Annotated in this window: 17 protein-coding genes; 12 read left to right on the forward strand and 5 right to left on the reverse strand. The window is 61.0% G+C overall.

What is annotated here, in order from left to right; translation table 11 throughout:
- Positions 1 to 5: 5 nt before the first annotated feature.
- From glcF to glcD, 3 genes are read right to left on the reverse strand one after another with little or no spacing between them, the layout of a single operon-like run.
- On the reverse strand, positions 6 to 1277 hold the full coding sequence (glcF, locus tag BM194_RS17110; protein WP_092849306.1) for a glycolate oxidase subunit GlcF: 1272 nt from the start codon (positions 1275 to 1277) through the stop codon (positions 6 to 8).
- A gap of 1 nt (position 1278) precedes the next feature.
- Positions 1279 to 2406, reverse strand: coding sequence for a glycolate oxidase subunit GlcE (glcE, locus tag BM194_RS17115; RefSeq protein WP_092849309.1), 1128 nt, complete (start codon positions 2404 to 2406; stop codon positions 1279 to 1281).
- Between the two features lie 9 nt (positions 2407 to 2415).
- Entirely contained in the window at positions 2416 to 3915 is a 1500-nt protein-coding gene (gene glcD / locus BM194_RS17120; protein WP_092849311.1) for a glycolate oxidase subunit GlcD, read from the reverse strand.
- A 195-nt stretch (positions 3916 to 4110) separates the two neighbouring features.
- On the opposite strand from glcD, the gene glcC reads away from it, so the two are divergent.
- Positions 4111 to 4887, forward strand: a complete 777-nt coding sequence (gene glcC, locus BM194_RS17125; protein WP_092849315.1) for a transcriptional regulator GlcC — start codon at positions 4111 to 4113, stop codon at positions 4885 to 4887.
- A 10-nt stretch (positions 4888 to 4897) separates the two neighbouring features.
- Here glcC and BM194_RS17130 read toward each other — a convergent pair whose 3' ends face one another.
- A complete protein-coding gene (locus tag BM194_RS17130) occupies positions 4898 to 5593 on the reverse strand; it encodes a GntR family transcriptional regulator (RefSeq protein WP_092849318.1) in 696 nt (231 codons plus the stop codon).
- 122 nt (positions 5594 to 5715) lie between these two features.
- Between BM194_RS17130 and BM194_RS17135 the strand changes: the two genes are divergently transcribed.
- The 9 genes from BM194_RS17135 (at position 5716) to ltaE (ending at position 16990) form a co-directional block, all read left to right on the forward strand.
- Positions 5716 to 6177, forward strand: coding sequence for a GlcG/HbpS family heme-binding protein (locus tag BM194_RS17135; RefSeq protein WP_092849320.1), 462 nt, complete (start codon positions 5716 to 5718; stop codon positions 6175 to 6177).
- Between the two features lie 373 nt (positions 6178 to 6550).
- Entirely contained in the window at positions 6551 to 7522 is a 972-nt protein-coding gene (locus tag BM194_RS17140) for a TRAP transporter substrate-binding protein (protein ID WP_092849323.1), read from the forward strand.
- 86 nt (positions 7523 to 7608) lie between these two features.
- On the forward strand, positions 7609 to 8208 hold the full coding sequence (locus BM194_RS17145; protein ID WP_092849326.1) for a TRAP transporter small permease: 600 nt from the start codon (positions 7609 to 7611) through the stop codon (positions 8206 to 8208).
- A 31-nt stretch (positions 8209 to 8239) separates the two neighbouring features.
- Positions 8240 to 9526: a TRAP transporter large permease gene (locus BM194_RS17150; protein ID WP_177223456.1), complete on the forward strand. Its 1287-nt coding sequence runs from the start codon at positions 8240 to 8242 to the stop codon at positions 9524 to 9526.
- 10 nt (positions 9527 to 9536) lie between these two features.
- Complete coding sequence (locus BM194_RS17155) at positions 9537 to 10331, forward strand: enoyl-CoA hydratase/isomerase family protein (RefSeq protein WP_092849329.1); 795 nt, start codon at positions 9537 to 9539, stop codon at positions 10329 to 10331.
- 35 nt (positions 10332 to 10366) lie between these two features.
- Entirely contained in the window at positions 10367 to 11554 is a 1188-nt protein-coding gene (locus tag BM194_RS17160) for a CaiB/BaiF CoA transferase family protein (RefSeq protein WP_092849332.1), read from the forward strand.
- Between the two features lie 74 nt (positions 11555 to 11628).
- On the forward strand, positions 11629 to 12837 hold the full coding sequence (locus tag BM194_RS17165; RefSeq protein WP_092849335.1) for a pyridoxal-phosphate-dependent aminotransferase family protein: 1209 nt from the start codon (positions 11629 to 11631) through the stop codon (positions 12835 to 12837).
- Between the two features lie 36 nt (positions 12838 to 12873).
- A complete protein-coding gene (locus BM194_RS17170; RefSeq protein WP_092849337.1) occupies positions 12874 to 15879 on the forward strand; it encodes an FAD-binding and (Fe-S)-binding domain-containing protein in 3006 nt (1001 codons plus the stop codon).
- A gap of 85 nt (positions 15880 to 15964) precedes the next feature.
- The gene (ltaE, locus tag BM194_RS17175) at positions 15965 to 16990 is read left to right on the forward strand and encodes a low-specificity L-threonine aldolase (RefSeq protein WP_092849340.1); all 1026 of its coding nucleotides are present in this window, start codon (positions 15965 to 15967) and stop codon (positions 16988 to 16990) included.
- A 69-nt stretch (positions 16991 to 17059) separates the two neighbouring features.
- On the opposite strand, the gene BM194_RS17180 is transcribed toward ltaE, so the two are convergent.
- Complete coding sequence (locus BM194_RS17180) at positions 17060 to 18757, reverse strand: L-lactate permease (protein ID WP_092849343.1); 1698 nt, start codon at positions 18755 to 18757, stop codon at positions 17060 to 17062.
- A 354-nt stretch (positions 18758 to 19111) separates the two neighbouring features.
- Here BM194_RS17180 and BM194_RS17185 point away from each other — a divergent pair, with 354 nt between their 5' ends.
- Together BM194_RS17185 and BM194_RS17190 are read left to right on the forward strand one after the other, a co-directional pair.
- Positions 19112 to 19822, forward strand: a complete 711-nt coding sequence (locus BM194_RS17185; protein ID WP_092849347.1) for a glutathione S-transferase N-terminal domain-containing protein — start codon at positions 19112 to 19114, stop codon at positions 19820 to 19822.
- Positions 19823 to 19917: 95 nt separating this feature from the next.
- Entirely contained in the window at positions 19918 to 20607 is a 690-nt protein-coding gene (locus tag BM194_RS17190) for a glutathione binding-like protein (RefSeq protein WP_092849349.1), read from the forward strand.
- Positions 20608 to 20654 lie beyond the last annotated feature (47 nt).

Below are 20654 nucleotides of genomic sequence, written 5' to 3' on the forward strand. Positions count from 1 at the left end.
ATGAGCTACGCGGGCCTAGCTTCTCGGGGCATGCTGCTCGCAGCTGATGCCAGCGAGTCATCAACAATTTCGATCCAATGTCTGACGGGTGTTCTGCTCGCCCCATCGAGATGAGTCTGGCAGCCGATGTTGGCTGTCACGATAAGTTCCGGGTTACCAGCCTCGAGCGCATCGAGCTTGTTGTCGCGCAACTGCTTCGAGAGTTCCGGCTGGGTCACCGAGTAGGTGCCCGCAGAACCGCAGCACAGGTGGGCATCGCGTACCGGCGTGAGTTCGAAGCCCAGGCGCGTCAGCACACTCTCGACTGTACCACCTAATCGCTGTGCGTGTTGCAGGGTGCAAGGGCAATGAAAGGCGAGGCGACGCGAGTCCTTGACGTTCAGGGCATCGATATCTTCTTCACGCAGGATTTCGACCAGATCCTTGGCCAGTGCGCTGACGCGCTTGGCCTTATCGGCATAGACCGGATCGTCGGCGAGCATCTCGCCGTACTCCTTGACGAAGGCGCCACAGCCGCTGGCGGTCTGCACGATCGCCTCGGCACCGTTTTCGATGGCTGGCCACCAGGCATCGATATTGGCACGAATGCGTTGCCGGCCGGCTTCCTGGGCATTGAGGTGAAAGTCGATAGCGCCGCAGCAGCCCGCTTGCGGCGCCGGGGTCAGGCCGATGCCCAATCGATCGAGCACCCGTGCCGTGGCGGCATTGGTATTGGGTGACAGGCCCGGCTGCACACAACCTTCGAGAATCAGCATTTGCCGGGCATGTTGACGGCCGTCGGGGCGCTTGCCCGGATCGACGGGGCGGGCCGGCATCTTGTCGCGCAACGTACCCGGGACCAAGGGGCGAAAGGTCTGGCCGGCTTTCAGCAGTGCAGCGAAGCGCTTGGGGTCGACCAGCGCCTTGCGTAGCCCATAGCGCAGGGCGCGTTCCTTGGGCGTGCGGCCTACGCGCCGTTCGACCTCGGCACGGCCGATATCGAGCAGCTTGTGATATTCCACGCCCGACGGGCAGGTGGTCTCGCAGTTGCGGCAGGTCAGGCAGCGGTCGAGATGCAACTGGGTCTCGCGGGTGACCTGGTCATCGTCGTCGCGGCTTTCCAGCAGTTCCTTCATCAGGTAAATGCGCCCGCGCGGCCCGTCGCGCTCGTCGCCGAGCAACTGATAGGTGGGGCAGGTCGCGTTGCAGAACCCGCAGTGCACGCAAGAGCGCAGCACACGATCAGCTTCGCGGATATGCGGCTTCTGCAGGTCGGCGTCGGTAAAGTGCGTCTGCATGTCAAAACTCCGAGTAAAGCCGGCCGGGATTGAAGATGCCGTTGGGGTCGAGCTGGGCCTTGAGTTGGCGGTGATACTTGGCAACGATCGGGGCCAACGGCGTGAACGGCTCGGCCGCCCCGCCTTCTGACTGCGGGGTGAAACAGGTGGCGTGTCCGCCGGCGCGCGCGACAGCGTCGCGCACGGTTTCGGCAGCGGCATCGCTGCGCAGCCAGCGCTGGGCGCCGGCCCAGTCATAAAGCGTATCGCCGTCGATGGCGAGTCTCGGGGTATTGTTAGGTAATGACAGGCGCCACAGCGGGCGGGAATCGGTGTCGCCGAAAAACGCCAAGCGTTGTTCACGCAGGTCTGACCAGAATGACGCCTCCAGGCGCTCACCGCCCAGACGTTCCGCCGTGGCAGCCACTGAACTGCGCCCCCCCTCGAGACGCAGATGAAGTGCACCGTCGTGCCAGGCGGCCGCACTCAACGGCAACGGTTGACGGCCCCACTCGGCGAGCCGCTCAAGCGCGTTGTCGAGTGTCATCTCCAGGCGCAGGCTATGTGTCTCGGTGGCCTTGGGCAGCACCTTGAGTGACACCTCGGTGACGACACCGAGCGTGCCTTGTGCACCGACCATCAGGCGGGACAGATCGTAACCGGCGACGTTCTTCATCACCTCGCCACCAAAGCGCAGATGCTTGCCTTCGTGCGTGATGACCCGTGTACCGAGCACGAAGTCACGGACACTGCCGGCCCAGGGGCGACGCGGCCCCGACAGGCCGGTGGCAATCATGCCGCCGACCGTGGCTGACTGGCCGAAGTGAGGTGGCTCACAGCCGAGCTGTTGACCCTCGGCGTCCAGGGCTGCCTCGAGTTCGCGCAGGGGCGTGCCGCTACGCACCGAAATCACCAACTCGACCGGATCGTAGTGGGTAATGCCGCGATGCTCGGCCAGCGATAGTGTCTCGCCCTCGACAGGGCGACCGTAGAAGGCCTTGGTATCGCCACCGACGACCTTGAGTGGTGTCTTGTCGGCATTGGCCTGGCGTACCCGCTCGCACAGCGCCTCGCTAATATCCCGGGCAGGTGCCGAGGATGCGCCGCGTTCGGCGTGTGCTGAGTAGTTGTCCTGTTCGTGGTGTTCCATGGTCAAACCTCAAAAGCGCGGCAATTCGGGGTGGGGAAGCTCCCCGTTATGCACATGCATCGCGCCGAACTCGGCGCAGCGCTGCAGCGTCGGAATGTTCTTGCCCGGGTTGAGCAGGCGACGCGTGTCGAAGGCCGCCTTCACGGCATGGAATGTGGTCAACTCGTCGGGCTGGAACTGGGCACACATCTGATTGATCTTTTCGCGACCAACACCGTGTTCGCCGGTGATGCTGCCGCCGGCTTCGACGCACAGTTCGAGAATCTTGCCGCCCACTGTCTCGGCCAGTTCCAGTTCACCCTCGCGGTTGGCATCGAACAGGATCAGTGGATGCATGTTGCCGTCACCGGCATGGAAAACGTTGGCGACACGCAAGCCGTACTGCTCGGACAGATCGGCAATGCCCTTGAGCACACGCGGCAGCTCGCGGCGCGGAATGGTACCGTCCATGCAGTAGTAATCCGGCGACATGCGCCCCACCGCCGGAAACGCATTCTTGCGACCGGCCCAAAATTTGGCGCGCTCGGCGTCGTCGCGTGCCTGGGCAATATCGGTGGCACCCGCCGCCTCGAGAACCCGGCGCACGGTCTGGCAGTCGTCGTCGACGTCGGCTTCCACGCCGTCAAGCTCGCAGAGCAGGATGGCCTCGGCGTCCACCGGGTAATTGGCGTGAATGAAGTCCTCGGCGGCACGGATCGCCAGATTGTCCATCATTTCCAGGCCGCCCGGGATGATGCCGGCGGCGATGATGTCGCCGACCGCCTTGCCGGCCTTCTCGACATCGTCGAAGCTGGCCATCAGTACCTTGGCGCTTTCCGGCTTGGGCAGCAGCTTGACGGTGATCTCGGTGACCACGCCGAGCATGCCCTCGGAGCCGGTGAACAGCGCCATCAGGTCGAAGCCGGGGGCATCGAAGGCTTCACTGCCCAGCGTCATGCGCTCCCCCTCGATGGTCACCACCTCGACACGCATGACGTTGTGGACCGTCAGGCCATACTTGAGGCAGTGCACGCCACCGGCATTTTCCGCGACGTTGCCGCCGATCGAACAGGCGATCTGCGAGGAGGGGTCCGGGGCGTAGTAAAGCCCATAGGGTGCGGCGGCCTCGGAGATGGCCAGGTTGCGCACGCCTGGCTGGACCCGGGCGATACGCGCGTCCGGGTCGACCTCTAGGATCTTGGCGAAACGCGACATGACCAGCAGTACGCCTTGCTCCAGCGGCAAGGCGCCACCCGACAGGCCGGTCCCCGCGCCCCGGGTCACGACGGGGACGCCCATCTCGTAGCAGGTACGCAGCAGCGTCTCGACCTGTTCCAGGGTATGCGGCATGGCCACCAGCATGGGAAGGATGCGGTAGGCCGAGAGACCATCGCATTCGAAGGGGCGCAGGTCTTCCTCGCGGTGCAGTAGCGTCATGTCCGGCAGCGCGTTCTGCAACTGCTGGAGCACGTTTGTCTTGTCTTGTTTCGACAACGCCCCATCAAGGCGCTCGTCGTAGAGAATGTTCATGGGCACTCCCCGGTCAACATCACGGTAGCCACACAATCTGCGACTTCCCACAGGCTGTGTCCAGACTTTGGTTCACTGGTCAGACCAGCCATTAGTCTAATTTCTGAAAATGCATTCCAGCGTTTCAATGGGGCGCCAGTAATGAGCCCTTGAAGCTCTCGAATAGCAACTGACTGGTCTGACCAGAGGATTGCGATGCACGACGCCCCCGATAACCGGCCCATGGTTCGCACTGCGGATACCGTGGTGGCCCGATTGGAGCAACTGATTCTTGACGGCGTGCTCAAGCCGGGGCAGCTGCTGCCCTCCGAGCGGCGCCTGTGCGACAAGCTGGGCGTGTCGCGAGCCTCGCTGCGTGAAGGGCTACGCTCATTGCGCAGCAAAGGGATCATCGAGACCCATCAGGGTCGAGGCTCGACCGTTGCCAAGCTGCTGCCGCAGCGAGATGACAGTCCGCTGATGCATCTATTCAGGGACCATCCGCGCACGTTGTACGATCTCCTCGAAGTTCGCGCATTGCTGGAAGGAGAGTCGGCTCGGCTGGCGGCGCTGCGTGGCACCCCGGCGGATCGTGTGATGATTACCCGGCGCTACGAGGAACTGACGGCTTATATCGAGCAGGCGGAATCGATCGATGCCGAGCGGCTGGCCCGGTTGGATCATGCCTTTCATCTGGCGATCTGCGAAGCGTCGCACAACCCGGTACTGGTACATACCTTGCAGGGTTTGACCGACCTGCTGCTCAGTTCAGTCTTTGCCTCGCTCAAGAATCTTTATCACCGGCCCGGCCCACGCATCTGGATCAACGAACAGCACGCCCAACTGTTCGAGGCAGTCATAGGTCAGGATGCCGAACGGGCCCGTCAGGTGGCGTTGCAGCACCTGGACAGCATCGAGCGGGGATTGCGTGAGATAGAGGCGGAAAACGAGCGCCTGGTGCGCTCGTCGATGCGGTTGGAGGGGTGGGGGTAGGTACCGACATTCAGGAGGAAGCGGCCCGGGAAGGCAATTCGTCGTCCCCTTCCTCTTCGATCATGCCATCCAGGGAGGCGACCTCGAGCTTGTTGCAGAGGTGCTCGCGCAGGATTCGTCCCAGCATCAGGCCATCGCGCTTCTGCAGGGCCTCGATCATGGCCTCGTGATCCTCGACGGCGCGTTTCCAGAAATCATCCGTCATCTTCTTTGAGTACCGCACCCGCTTCACGCGCTGGCTGAGATTGTTGTACATCTCTTCGAGTACGTCATTATCGGCCGCGGCAATGATGCGCTCGTGAATCTGCTGATTGACCCGGAAATAGGGCTGCAGTTCTCGCTGTCGGTAATGCTCGAGCATCGTATCGTGAAGCCGCTGAATGGCAGCAATTTCTTCGTCTGTGATGTTCTGACAGGCCAGTTCGCCCGATAGTCCTTCCAGAGCGGCCATCACATCGTAGGTGTTTCTTACCTTCTTTACGGTCAGGCGCGTGACCCGGGCACCCCGGTTGGGCAGTATCTCGACCAGACCTTCCGAAGCCATGACCTTGAGCGCTTCGCGTAGCGGGGTACGCGATACACCGAACTGTTCGCAAAGCTTCTTTTCCGAAATGCGTTCCCCCGGGGCCAGGACGCCCTGCTCGATCAATTCCCGGACGCGATCTGCGACCTCTCGATAGAGGTTTCTGTGCTGGATCTTTTCCATTGGCGGTTCTCGCATCGGGGCGATACGCATAAGTCTCGCTGCGTCGCCTTGACTTGGTTACAAGAACGGTATTATGAATTCAAAATCAAGACAACAACAATTCATCCCGCAAGGAGCCGCTCATGGCTGGCAAGGTATACCGCTCCCACGTTCAGATTTCCCGTCTCCAGGCTCGTCAGATTATCGAAGCTGCCTTCGGCAACGCCCGCAATGCCGCCATGGAGCCACTGACGGTCGTCGTGCTTGACCTCGGGGGGAATGTCATTGCTGCTGAACGGGAGGATGGTTGCGCACCGCTACGCTTTCCCGTTGCCAAGGGGAAGGCCTATGCCGCGCTCGGCAATGGCGTGGCCAGTCGTGTCGTGGGAGAGCGCAATGCCGAGCGGCCTGCTTTCCTGGCCTCGGTGGCCGCTGCCTCGGACGGCAAGTTCGTGCCCGTACCCGGAGGGGTCGTAATCCTTGATGAGAATAGCCAAGTGATCGGGGCGGTCGGTATCAGCGGTGCTTCTTCCGACGAAGACGAACAGGCGGCAATGGCAGGTATTCGCGAGGCGGGGTTTCAGCCTGGCCTGGCACCGGACTGACCCCGGCAGGGTCATTCTCGCTTCAGGCAAAGTCCGGTTGCCTGAAGCGCCAACCTTCTTGCAGTGAGCGGCCATCTTCCGGCCTTTCCTGCGTCCGATAGGTGCGATGCAAGACTGATCGTGCCCTCTCATGCTGCGTATTACTTACTGAAATCGTTAATGTTTTTGGAATCCCCAAGTTTTCTTTCAGCGAACTAAAGTATAATTTCGCATTTTGAATTATGTATCCATATTCGATTTGCAGCCGGCTTTCATCGCGACACGCCAGCACGACACAGCGACCGGGCCGGCTGAAATGAGAGTCCGCTCGTGCGGGCTTCGGTAGGCCACTCAATGGCTGACCTACAAAAACAACGAGACTTCGGAGATCGACATGAAAGCCATAAAGACAGCTCTACTCGCTACCGCGCTAGCCTTCGGCGTACAGGCAGCCAGCGCGCAGGAGCGTGAGATCAAGTTCGGGCATGTGGGCGGGCCGGGTTCCCTGTTCGAGATTTCAGCCAACGAATTCGCCAAGATCGCCAATGAGAAGCTCGAGGGAAAAGCTGAGGTGGTCGTCTACGGTTCGAGTCAGTTGGGCAACGATTCCCAGATGCTCAACAAGCTGAAGCTGGGCACTATCGATCTGGCGTTGCCGTCCTCGATCATGAGTAGCGTGTCGCCGGAATTCTCTCTTTTCGAGATGCCCTACCTCATTGAAGATCGGGAACACATGCGCCGGGTGCGCGACGATTTTCTGCGCGACGAACTCTATGCGGCGGCTGAAAACAAGAACTACAAGATCATTGGCATCTGGGAGAACGGCTTCCGTCAGATCACCAACAACACCCGTCCGATCAACGTGCCCTCCGATCTCGAGGGGATCAAGCTAAGAACGCCTAACGGTGTGTGGCGCGTGGAGATGTTCAAGAGCTACGGCGCGAACCCGGCGCCGATGGCGCTCTCCGAAGCATTCGTCGCGCTGCAGACTGGCGCCATGGACGGTCAGGAAAACCCCTTGGTTCAGATCTACTCCCAGCGTTTCCAGGAAGTTCAGGATTATCTGTCGCTATCCAATCACGTCTACACCCCGGCTTACGTGCTGGCCGGTGCCAGCTGGAATCGCCTGCCTGAAGACGTCCGTCAGGTGCTTGCCGAGACGGCTGAGGAAGTCGAAGGGTACGCCCTGGAGCAAGGTGAGCGGCTCGACAATAGCCTGTTGGCCAAGTTCGAGGAGGAGGGGATGCAAATCAACAAAGTGGATACCCAAGCCTTCGTTGATGGCTCTTCATCGATCTACGAGAAGTTCGGCAGTGAAGTGGACGGTGGCCAGGAAATGATCGAGAAGGTCGACGCACTTCGCTGAAACTCCCTGAGTCAGTGATACCGGGCATGCCACGCGCAGCGACACGAGTGCAGCAGGGCATGTCCTCCTCCTCTTCTTTCCCGGAGATGGCCAACGTGACCTTTAAACAATTCAAGGTGGCTTATCAGAAGTTGCTGGAATTCATTGTCTTTCTGAACGTCCTGGCGCTGTCGGGGGTAGTGATCGTGGGCTTCATGTCCCGTCTGGTCGGCTCGCCTTTCAGTTGGTACGACGAAGTCGCCTCGGTGGGACTGGCCTGGCTGACCTATTACGGGGCGGCCCTGGCCGCGGCCAAGGGAGCTCACATTACCTGTCCCAGCATCATCAACATGGCTCCACCCAGCATTCGCCTACCAGTAGCGCTTCTGGCGGAGGCGATCACCATCGCCTTCTTCGTGCTGCTCGGTTACACCGGCTATCAGGTGGTGATGATCCTGGAGGGCTCGACATTGGTGAGCCTGACCAGTATTTCGTTGCAGCTCACCCAATCCGTCATTCCCATCGGATCGGCGCTGTTCATCATCGCGCAATTGCTTCGCTTGCCAGAAGTGATCGAAAGCGCGCGTGGTGCGGGCTTCATCGATCACGAGTTGGAGGAGGCGGGCATCAATCCCGACGAGGCGCGATCGAACGAGGGCGACAGTTCCTTCGGGCAGGCCGATAGCCAGGCGCCCCATCGGGCCTGACGGACATCAGCGTACCAGCGGAGAATAAACAATGATCATACTATCGATGTTCGCGGGCCTGATATCGCTGATCCTCATCAATGTGCCGGTGGCCGTGGCACTGGGGATCGTGGGGGCATTGGCCACCGTGGCAAGCTTTGGTGTCTTCGCCTTGCCCAACATTGGCATGGTGATGTTCGACGGCGCGACCAAGTTTCCCCTGATTGCGATTCCGCTGTTCATACTGGCCGGCGCGATCATGAACGCTTCAAGTATCTCGCGCCGGCTCATCGATCTGGCCATGGCCATGGTCGGGTTCATCAAGGGTGGCCTGTCCATGGTGACCATCGGGGCCTCGATCTTCTTCGCCGAGATTTCCGGCTCTGCGGTGGCTGGCGTGTCGGCCATCGGCAGCATCCTGATTCCGGCGATGCGCAAGAAAGGCTACTCCAAGGAGTTCTCGGCGGCCATTTCCTCATCGGCTGCCAGCCTAGCAATCATTTTGCCACCGTCGATTCCCATGATTCTCTATGCCGTCATGTCCGGTGAGTCAGTGGTCAAGATGTTCATCGCCGGTATCTTCCCCGGCCTGCTGGGGGCCATGGGGTTGGCTGCCATGTGCTATTACCTGGCCCGTAAACATGATTTCCCTTCCGAGGGGAAATTCCAGACTAAGCGGCTGTGGGAAGCCTTCAAGGGGGCGATCTGGGCCCTGCTGATCCCGGTCATCATTCTGGGGGGCATCTTCGGGGGCATCGTGACCGCGACCGAAGGGGCGGCGCTCGCCGTCGTGGTTGCCATTTTCATTAGCTCAGTAGTTTATCGCGAGTTCAGCCTGAAGATATTCTACAAGTCCTGCATTGATGCAGGCGTCCAGACTGCCGTGGTCATGCTGCTGGTGGCCAGTTCCGCGGTGGTGGGGCTCTATCTGACCGAGACCCAGATTCCTCAGCAGATGGCCAACTCCATCAGTGAATTGACGGATAACAAGTACGTCATCCTGGCGCTGCTCAACATCATCTTCCTGATCCTGGGTATTTTCCTGCATTCTGCGGCGGCGATCATTCTGGTCGTGCCGATCGTGCTGCCCCTGGTGACGGCCGTGGGCATCGACCCGCTGCACTTCGGCCTGATCGTTACGCTGAACCTGGCCATCGGTCAGCAGACGCCTCCGGTCGCCAGCGTGCTGATCGCATCGTGCTCGATCGCCAAGTCGGATATCTGGGCTACCACGCGTACCAACCTGTGGTTCATCGGCGTGTTGTTCCTGATCCTGATGATCAACACCTACATCCCGGCCTTCGCCCTGGCGCTGGTCAACCTGGTCTACGGCGCATAAGGAGTCGAGCATGACTGACGAGACGGCAGGACGCGTACATTGCGACAAGCGCGATGGTGTGGCATGGATCGGCTTCGATCGCCCCCAGAGCCGCAACGCCATGACCTGGGAAATGTACGATGCGCTGGCAGCGCTGTGCCGCGAGGTGGACGAGGACCCTGAAATCAATGCCGTCGTCTTCCATGGCTGCGGTGGCGAAGCCTTCGTGGCCGGCACCGACATCAAGCAGTTTGCCGGCTTCGACAGGCCGGAAGATGGTGTCGATTACGAGCGGCGTATCGACGAGGTTCTGGCGGGGCTGGAGAATCTCGGCAAACCGACCATCGCGCTGCTGGAAGGTTTTTGCGTGGGTGGTGGCGCTGCCATCGCACTGGCCTGCGACTTCCGCTACGCCACACCGTCGCTGAAGTTCGGCGTGCCGATCGCCAAGACGCTGGGCAACTGCCTGTCGGTCACCAACGTGTCGCGTTTCATGGACATCGTGGGTATTCCCCGCACCAAGGAAATCCTGATGGCGGCGCGCCTGATCGAGGCACCGCAGGCAGAAACGATCGGCCTGGTCAATGCAGTGTATGGCCCTGGCGAGATCGAGGATGCCGTGGCCGGCCACGCGGCCGAATTCTCGCGGCTGGCTCCGCTGACCGTCAGGGCAGCCAAGCAGATCGTTCAACGCGTCCAGGCACACCGGCGAATGCCGGCCGATGCCAGCGACGACTGGGTGCGGACCTGTTACACCAGCCGGGATTTCAAGGCGGCAGTCGACAAGTTCGTCAACAAGACCCCGTTCGAGTGGACAGGCCAATGAACGGCCGGCAACGAACCTACGAGGAGAGAGACCGCATGCTTCCCCTGGACGGAATGAAGGTACTGGATATCTCGCAGATCATGGCCGGCCCGTACTGCACCATGGTGCTGGGCGACATGGGCGCCGAGGTCGTCAAGGTAGAGAAGGCCAATGGGGGCGACGATAGCCGCCAGATGGGGCCATACATCAATGACGAGTCGACCTGCTTTTCGCAGATCAATCGCAACAAGAAGAGTATTTCACTTAACCTCAAGGACGAGCGCGCCCGACAGATCTTCTTCCAGCTGGCAAAGGAAGCGGACGTCATCGTCGAGAATTACCGCCCGGGTGTGACCAAGTCGTTGGGCATCGACTACGACACCGTCAGCGAAATCAATCCCGGCATCGTCTATTGCTCTATTTCCGGTTACGGCCAGACTGGCCCATATAGCCATAAGGGGGGCTTCGACCTGGTGGCCCAGGGTATGACGGGGCTGATGTCGATGACCGGCGAGAAGGGCAGGCGGCCGTTGAAGACGGGGATCGCCGTTTACGACATCGGCGCCGGCATCACGGCGGTCTATTCGATCCTTGCGGCCTACATTCACAAGATGAAGACCGGCGAGGGCCAGCACATCGATATCGCCATCACCGAGTGCGGGCTGCCGTGGTTCAGCTGGGAATCGGCAGCCTATTTCGCTGAAGAGCGGCTGCCCGAGCCGACCGGTTGGCGGCATCGTGTCTCGGCGCCCTACCAGGCGGTCAAGGCGAAGGATGGCTACATCATGCTGGGCTGTGCCAACCAGCGTACCTGGGAACGCTTCTGCAACGACGTCATCGAGCGTGAGGATCTGATTCAGGACCCGCGGTTTTTAACCAACAGCGATCGTGGCGCCAACGTGGAAGTCCTCGAGAGCCTCATCGAAGAGATCCTCGGCGAACGTGACATGGCGTTCTGGCTCGAACGCTGCGATGCCGCTGGTGTCCCGGCCGGGCCCATCAATGACTTCGCCCAGGCCATGCAGGACGAACACTACCTGGCCCGCGGTATGGTCCAAGAAGTCGAGCACCCGGTCATCGGTAAAATGAAGACGGTGGGCTTTCCCAGCAAGTTTTCGCGAACTCCGGCCAGTATTCGCTGCCCGGCGCCACTGTTTGCCCAGCATACCGACGAGATCCTGAGCCGGATGGGCATGTCTGATGGTGACATCAAAGAGCTGCGCCGTGACGGCTGCATACAATGAGCTTTAGTGTCAGTCTGTTTGAATTCAAAATTCATTATTCCGGATAACAACACCAATTCCATCGGAGAGTCATCATGTTGAATCTCGATTTCCATGCGTCGGGTCGTCACTTCCTGCAGATTCCTGGCCCATCACCGGTGCCGGACCGTATCCTGCGCGCCATGAGCCTGCCGACCATCGACCACCGTGGTCCCGAGTTCGGCGCTTTGGGAAGGGAACTGCTGAGCAAGGTCAGGCAGGTCTTCAAGACCGAAGGCCCGGTCGTCATTTATCCGGCCTCGGGAACTGGAGCCTGGGAAGCGGCTCTGACCAACACCCTGTCACCGGGCGACCAGGTACTGATGTACGAAACCGGTCACTTCGCCACGCTATGGCAAAAGATGGCGCGTCGCCTGGGGCTGGAGCCCGAGTTCCTCTCCCTGCCCGGTGACGAGGGCTGGCGCCTCGGTGTCCAGGCCGAAATGATCGAGGCCCGCCTGAAGGAGGATCGTGAGCACGCCATCAAGGCGGTCTGCGTGGTGCACAACGAGACCTCGACCGGCGTCACCAGCGACATCGCCGCGGTGCGTCGTGCGATCGATGCCGCCGGCCATCCGGCGCTGTTGATGGTGGACACCATTTCCGGCCTGGCGAGTGCCGACTACCGCCATGACGAGTGGGGAGTCGATGTCACCATTTCGGGATCGCAGAAAGGCCTCATGCTGCCGCCGGGTATCAGTTTCAATGCCGTGTCCGACAAGGCGCTTTCCGCCAGCCGACAGGCTAAGTTGCCCAAGAGTTTCTGGGCCTGGGACGAGATCGTCGAAGCCAACAAGACCGGCTACTGGCCCTATACCCCCAACACCAACCTGCTCTATGGCTTGAACGAAGCGCTCGACATGTTGCTCGGTGAAGGGCTCGATCATGTCTTCGCCCGTCACCAGCGTTGGGCGGCCGGGGTGCGCACCGCCGTCGAAGCCTGGGGGCTGGAAATCCAGTGTCGCGACCCGAAGGTCTATTCGCCGGTACTCACCGGGGTGATCATGCCGGAAGGCGTGGATGCCGACGAGGTACGGCGCCTCATCTATGAACGCTTCGACCTGTCGTTGGGCATGGGACTGGGCAAGGCCAAGGGACGCATGTTCCGTATCGGTCATCTGGGCGACTGCAACGACCTGACGCTGATCGCCACGCTGGGCGGTTGCGAAGCCGGTATGAAGCTTACTGGTGTTCCGCTCAAGGGCAGTGGCGTGTTGGCCGCGCTGGAATACTTCGCCAACCATCCGCTCGATACCGATCGTTAACGGCGTCATCGCCGCAAGCCGCATGGGGAGGGAACGATGACGTCGTTATCCGAAAAGAACTTTCAGCCACGCGATGCTCGCATCAAGCCGGTATCGGATGTCGCGGCCCGCCTGCAGCGAGAGATCGCTGGCGAGGTGATGTTCGACCAGGCCTCGCGGGGGCGCTACTCCACCGATGCCTCGATCTACCAGATCATGCCTCTCGGGGTGGTCGTGCCGAGGCATCAGCAGGATCTTCAGGTGGCACTCGACATCGCTCGCGATGCCGGCATGCCGGTGCTGCCCCGGGGCGCCGGGACCAGCCAGTGTGGCCAGACCGTGGGCGAGGCGCTGGTGCTCGACACCAGCCGCTGGCTGAACAATGTCGTCGAATTCGACGAGCAGGCGCGTACCGTGGTGGTCGAGCCCGGCATCGTACTCGATCACCTCAACGCCTGGCTGAAGCCCTATGGGCTGTGGTTCCCGGTCGACGTATCGACCAGCGCCCAATGCACCTTGGGTGGTATGGCCGGCAACAACTCATGCGGATCGCGTTCGATCAAGTACGGCAATATGGTTCATAACGTGCAGGGCATCGACGCCCTGCTCGCAGATGGCTCCCAGGCGTCGTTCGGATTCATCGATGAGATGACCGCTACCGGCAAGCTGGGAGACATCATTAAGCAGGTGCGCCAGATCGCCGAGCGCGAGGATGCCCACATCCGCGAACATTATCCCAAGGTGTTGCGTCGGGTGGCCGGCTATAACCTGGATCTGTTCAACTGCCAGAATCCGCTTCCCTACGATGCGCTGGGCCGGGCCAATCTGGCCCATCTGCTGGTCGGGTCCGAGGGGACGCTGGGGCTGACGCAGCGACTGACGCTCAAGCTCGAGCCGTTGCCCGAGCATAAGGTGCTTGGGGTGGTGAATTTCCCCACCTTCTACCAAGCGATGGATTTTACGCAGCACATCGTCGAGCTGGGGCCGGCGGCGGTCGAACTGGTTGACCGCACCATGATCGAGTTGTCGTTGGAGAATCCGGCCTTCCGGCCGGTGATCGAGAAGGCCCTGATCGGCAAGCCGGCAGCGATTCTGCTGGTGGAGTTTTCAGGCCAGGAGCGCGAGCCGCTGCTCGATGCCCTGCGCCGCCTCAACGAGCTGATGGCCGACCTGGGCCTGCCTGACTGCGTGGTCGACATGCCCGAGGCTGCCGAGCAGAAGGCGCTGTGGAACGTGCGCAAGGCCGGGCTCAATATCATGATGAGCATGAAAGGCGACGGCAAGCCGGTCTCGTTCATCGAGGACTGTGCCGTCCCGCTGGAGCATCTGGCCGAATACACCGACAAGCTGACTCAGGTATTCCACAAGTACGGCACCGAAGGCACTTGGTACGCGCATGCCAGTGTCGGCACGTTGCACGTGCGGCCGATCCTCGACATGCGTCGCGACGGTGCGGAAAAAATGCGCGAGATCGCCGAGGCGGCCTCGGAACTGGTCCGCGAATACAAGGGCGCCTATTCGGGAGAACACGGCGATGGTATCTGCCGTGGCGAGTGGGTGGCCTGGCAGTTCGGGGCGGAGCTCAACGCGGCCTTCAAGGAGATCAAGCAACTCTTCGACCCGGACAACCTGTTCAATCCCAACAAGATCGTCGACACCCCGCGCATGGACGACGATCGCTACTTCCGCTTTCCCAGGCAGTACCAGACGATTCCCGTGACACCGGTGCTCGACTGGTCGCCCTGGGACGTCAAGCGCGACCCGCTGACCGGCGAGCAGAGTGCGCCCGGCACGGCTGGCGACCCGACCTTTGGCCTGGCCAAGGCCGTCGAGATGTGCAACAACAATGGCCACTGTCGCAAGTTCGATGCCGGGACCATGTGTCCGAGCTATCGTATCACCCGTGACGAGCAGCATCTCACCCGTGGGCGAGCCAATACCCTGCGTCTGGTGCTGTCCGGGCAGGTGGGGCAGGAGGGGCTGGCCAGCGACGAGGTCAAGGAGGCACTGGATCTGTGCGTGTCGTGCAAGGGCTGCAAGCGCGACTGCCCGACCGGGGTCGACATGGCCAAGCTCAAGATCGAGGCGCGGGCGGCACGTGCCAAGACCCATCCGCTAGCGTGGCGCGACCGCATGATCGCCAACATGCCTCGCTACGCGCCCTATGCCAGCCGGATGGGGCCATTGCTGGGCAGTCTGGAACGGCTGCCGGTGCTATCGCGTTGGGTCAAGCAGTCGCTGGGACTGGCCGAGGCGCGTTCGCTGCCAACGTTCAGCAGTGACTACCTGCGCCGGGCCGAGCTTCTCCAGAGCAAGACGAACACGGTGGGCGAGGTGGTGCTGTTTGTCGATACCTTCAACAACTACATGGAGGCCGACAATGCAGCGGCAGCCCATCGCGTGCTCACGGCCGCCGGGTATCGCGTGCATCTCAACAGTCCTCCTAACCAGCGACCGCTATGCTGCGGGCGGACCTATCTGGCCTCGGGGCAGGTCGACAAGGCCAAGGCCGAGGCACGACGCACGCTGGACTACCTGATGCCTTACGTCGAGCGCGGCGCCACGATTGTCGGCCTAGAGCCATCATGCCTGCTGACCCTGCGCGATGAATTCCTGCACTACGGCTACGGCGAGGAAGCCAGGCAACTGGCCGAGGCGGCGATGCTGTTCGAGGAGTTCCTGGTGCGCGAGAACAAGGCGGGTCGCCTGGCTCTGGATCTCAAGCCGCTCGAGGCGTCACGCGCCTGGCTGCATGGCCATTGCCACCAGAAGGCATTCGATGCGCTGCGTCCCGTAGAGACCGTGCTGGGTTGGATTCCTGACCTGGAGGTCAAGACGATCGAGTCGTCGTGCTGTGGCATGGCGGGCAGCTTCGGCTACGAGCGCGAGCACTTCGAGGCCTCGATGCAGATGGCCGAGCTATCGCTGCTGCCGGCAGTCCGTCAGGCTGCCGCAGATGACCTGGTGGTCGCCGACGGTACCAGTTGCCGGCACCAGATCCGCGACGGTGCCCAGCGCGATGCACTGCACGTGGCACTCGTGCTCGCCATGGCACTGGACTGAACCAACGCAAGGCAATGGCAGTACACCAAGGGGACCGCTATCGGCGCGTCCCCTATATCGTAATGGGCACATGATGAGACAAACGATGATCGATCTACGCAGCGATACCGTGACCCGCCCGAGCCAGCGCATGCGCGATGCGATGGCACGGGCCGAGGTGGGTGACGACGTATGGGGCGACGACCCCAGCGTGGCGGCTTTCGAGAAAAACGTGGCCGAGCGGGCCGGATTTGCCGCCGGTCTGTTGTTTCCGTCGGGGACACAAAGCAATCTGACGGCGCTCATGGCGCACTGCGAGCGTGGCGATGAATTCATTGCCGGGCAGCAATCGCACCTCTACAAGTACGAAGGCGGGGGAGCGGCGGTACTGGCCAGCCTGCAACCGCAACCGATCGACAATGCCCATGACGGGACGTTGCCGCTGGAAAAGGTCGGCGCGGCCATCAAGCGTGACGATATTCATTTCGCCCGCACGCGCCTGATCGCGCTGGAGAATACGTTTCAGGGCAAGGTGCTGCCGCAGGACTACACTGAGCGGTTACTCGACCTGGCCAAGGAACATGGGCTGCTTGCCCACCTCGATGGGGCGCGACTGTTCAACGCGGCAGTTGCCACCGGGCAGCCACTGGACGCGCTATGTCGAGGCTTTGATTCGGTATCGTTGTGCTTTTCCAAAGGGCTGGGCGCCCCGGTGGGATCGGTGCTGGTCGGTAGTGAATCCTTTATTGCCCGGGCACGACGCTGGCGCAAGACGCTGGGTGGCGGCATGCGTCAGGCCGGCATCCTGGCGGCGGGATGCCAGTTCGCCCTCGACCATCATGTTGCCGGGCTGACCGACGATCATCGCCATGCCCAACTGCTGGCCGAGGGGCTCGCGAGCCTGCCAGGCATCGAGGATATCGAATGTCACACCAACATGGTCTTTGCGCGTTTTCCCGAGGCGTATCGTCAGACAATGGCACAGCATCTTCACGCACAGGGCATCCTGGTGGAACCCTTGGCTCGCACGCGCTTCGTCACCCACCGAGACATCTCGCAAGCGGACATTCAACGGGTATTGGTCGTCATGCAGGAGTATTGCCGTGACATGGCCGGGGCAACCTCTGAATAAACGATAGGCAAAAAAGAAACCGCTCTGGCCAATGCCAGAGCGGTTCTTGTTTTGGGGCTGTCGATACTGTTAGCTGCCCAGCAGCGGGTCGCCGAGGCCAAGTATGTAGAAGCCGATCAGGCCCAGAATGCCTGTAAACGTCACGTAGTAGAGCGTCGGCAGGATGGTCTTGCGCAGCGTAACGCCTTCGCGACCGAGCAGCCCGACCGTGGCCGAGGCGGCTACCACGTTGTGAATGGCGATCATGTTGCCGGCAGCAGCCCCCACAGCCTGCAGGGCAACCATCAGCGTGGTGGAGATGCCCAGCACTTCGGCCACGTTGAACTGGAAGTCCGACAGCATCAGGTTGGAAACTGTGTTGGAGCCGGCAATGAAGGCGCCCAGCGCACCTACCCACGGTGCGAAGAAGGGATAGACGCCTCCTACGCTGTCGGCGACGAACTGGGCCATGGCTACCGGCATGGAGACCAGGTCGGCCTCGTTGACCCCGGAGTTAATCAGGATACGCACCATGGGAATGGTGAACAGCAGTACGAAGCCAGCGCCGAAGATGGTGCGGGTCGATTCGGAGAACGCTGCCTTGACCTCGCCGCCGCGCATGCGATGCATGAGGATGGTGATCAACACGACGATCAGCAGGATGCCACCGGGCAGGTAGAGCGGTTCGATACTGCCCGAGATGCCGGTTTCACCTAGAATATTGCTCCAGCCCAGGCTCAGCGAGGTCAGCGCCTCCTTGAGTGGCGCAACGGTACGCGACAACACCAGGAACACGGCCAGCAGTACGTAGGGCAGCCAACCCATGAATACCGACATCGGGGCACGCCCGGCCACCTGGTCGAGTTTGATGTCGAGTTTGCCGATCCACTCATCGGGCCAGGAGGTCGACTCGGGGAAGTCCCAGGTCGTCTTGGGCAGCAGGAAGCCGCGGCGCGCCGCCGGTACGACGATGGCCAGGCCGACCATGGCGCCGATCATCGACGGGAATTCCGGCCCGAGCAGAACGCCGGCCAGCATGTAGGGCACCACGAAACAGACCCCGGTAAATAGCGCGAACGGCGCAATCTCCAGCCCCTCGCGCCAGGAGCGGTTGGCACCGAAGAAACGCACCATGATGGTGACCAGGATCAGCGGCATGAGCACGCCAACGATGCCGTGCAGGATGGCGACTTCGGAAGTGATCAGCTGGAAATAGTCAGCCCAGTCGGCGCCGCCCGTGGCCAGGCGCTCGGTGATATCCGCCTTGCCGAGTCCGCCACTGACACCGACCACGATCGGCGTACCTACGGCGCCGAACGAGACCGGCGTGGACTGGATCATCATGCCCACGACGACAGCGGCCAGGGCGGGGAAGCCCAGCGCCACCATCAACGGTGCGGCAACGGCCGCCGGCGTGCCGAAGCCCGAGGCACCCTCGATGAAGCAGCCGAACAGCCAAGCCACGATGAGTGCCTGCACACGACGGTCCGGGCTGATGCCGGAGAATCCGTTGCGAATCGCTGCAATGCCGCCTGAATGCTTGAGCGTGTTGAGCAGCAGAATGGCACCGAAGATGATCCACAGGATCGCCACGGTCAGGATCAACCCCTGGAAGGTGGAGGCCAGGACGCGAGTGAACGTCATGTCCCAAGCCAACAGGGCGATCAGTGCCGTGACCACGTAAACGATAGGCATCGCGGTTCGAGCCGCGATACGGAAACCAATCAACAACACCCCTGCCAGGACCAGCGGCAGGAATGCCAGTAACGCTAACAACGTTGGGTTCATGAGGCGCAATTCCTCTTGTTCTTGTCCAGCGGGGCTGGCGTGGAGAAACAACCGATGTCTTCGTCTTTCTGCACAGGATCGGCAGGTGATCGCACGATAATGGGGAGACGAGGTTTTGACTATCCTTGGGAAATTGGTAATACCAATAATACGAATGACTAATTGATTATTTAAATAACTGATTTTAAATAACTATTTAAGTTTTTTTGTGATCTTGAGAGTGGCAGGGCTAGGGTGTAAGGGTAAGGAAATTAGACTAATAGATGAGGCATGCGCCGAGGCTTTGGGCGGTGGCGCCGCGCATCGCACAGTGCTAGCGTCAAGGAACTTTGCATTACGTCTCAAGGAGACATCATGGCTCGGCAACTCTACGACCTGTGCGGTATCGACGATCGTCTGCGCTTTTCTCCCTATTGCTGGCGTGTCAAGTTAGCCTTGGCACATAAGGGGCTGGATTACGAGACCCGCCCATGGCATTTCACGGACAAGGACGCCATTGGCTTTTCGGAGCAAGGCAAGGTGCCGGTCTTCGTCGACGGTGAGCACACCGTCGTCGACAGCTACGAGATATTTCGCTATCTCGACCGTGCCTATCCCGACAACCCGTTGCTCGGGGAAGGCGAAGCCGAGAGCCGCGCGCGCTTCTTCAAATTCTATGCCGAGCGCAGCCTGGCGCCGGGCATGATGCGCACTATCGTCATGGACCTGTTCAATGCCGTCCATCCCAAGGATCGTGACTATTTTCGCGAAACCCGCGAGAAGGCCATGGGCCGGACATTGGAAGAAGTCCACGCCCCGAGCACTGGCCTGACGCTGCTCGACAAGGCGCTCGAACCCTTGCGAGGCCGGCTCTCCGAGGCCGAATTCCTGGATGGCGATGCGCCGGCAGGTGCAGATTACCTGATCTTTGGTCACTTCATGTGGGCGCGCACCGTCTCGACGGCCGACCTGGTATCGAACGCCGACCCGGTCTACGCCTGGATGGAGCGTATGCTGGGTCTGCATGGCGGACTGGGACGCAGCGCGACGCGCATCGTCGATATCGAAGGAGCTTACGGTTCCTGAGGGTTATGGGATCACCGGTGCCGATAGCTGCCGGTGATCTTGGTTTCGCTGTTAGGTGGTTGGCCCTGGCGATCAACGGCACAAGGAATCCATCCATGATCGATCTTTACTACTGGACGACCCCCAACGGTCACAAGATTACGATCTTTCTCGAGGAGGCGGGGCTGGACTATCGCCTGCATCCGATCAATATCGGACGAGGCGAGCAGTTTACGACCGACTTCCTGGCTATTGCCCCCAATAACCGCATCCCCGCCATCGTCGACCGCAAGCCTGCCGATGGCGGCCAGCCGATGTCGCTGTTCGAGTCCGGGGCGATCCTCGAATACTTGGCCGACAAGACCGGCAGGTTCCTGCCTCGAAGTGGTCGGGAGCGCTACGTGGTGCTGCAGTGGCTCTATTGGCAGATGGGCGGGCTCGGGCCGATGGCTGGCCAGAACCATCACTTCCGCAACTATGCGCCCAAGAAAATCGAGTATGCCGTCGAACGCTACATGAAGGAGACGGCTCGGCTCTATGGCGTGCTGGATCGCCAACTGGAAGACAACGATTACGTGGCCGGCAACGACTACTCGATTGCCGACATGGCGATCTGGCCATGGATCAAGCCCTACGCCAACCAGGGCCAGGATATCGAGGACTTTCCCAACGTCCAGCGCTGGCTGGAAATCGTTGCCGAACGTGACGCAGTCAAGCGTGCCTATGCCCGGGCCGAGGAGATCAATCCGCAGGATGGGGTGACAATGGACGAAGAAGCGCGCAAGCACCTGTTCGGTCAAAAGTGACGGCTTGGCATGCAACGCATCGATAAGACTCAATCGGGGAGAGCATT

The organism is Modicisalibacter xianhensis (assembly GCF_900113605.1).
Lineage (GTDB): Bacteria > Pseudomonadota > Gammaproteobacteria > Pseudomonadales > Halomonadaceae > Modicisalibacter > Modicisalibacter xianhensis.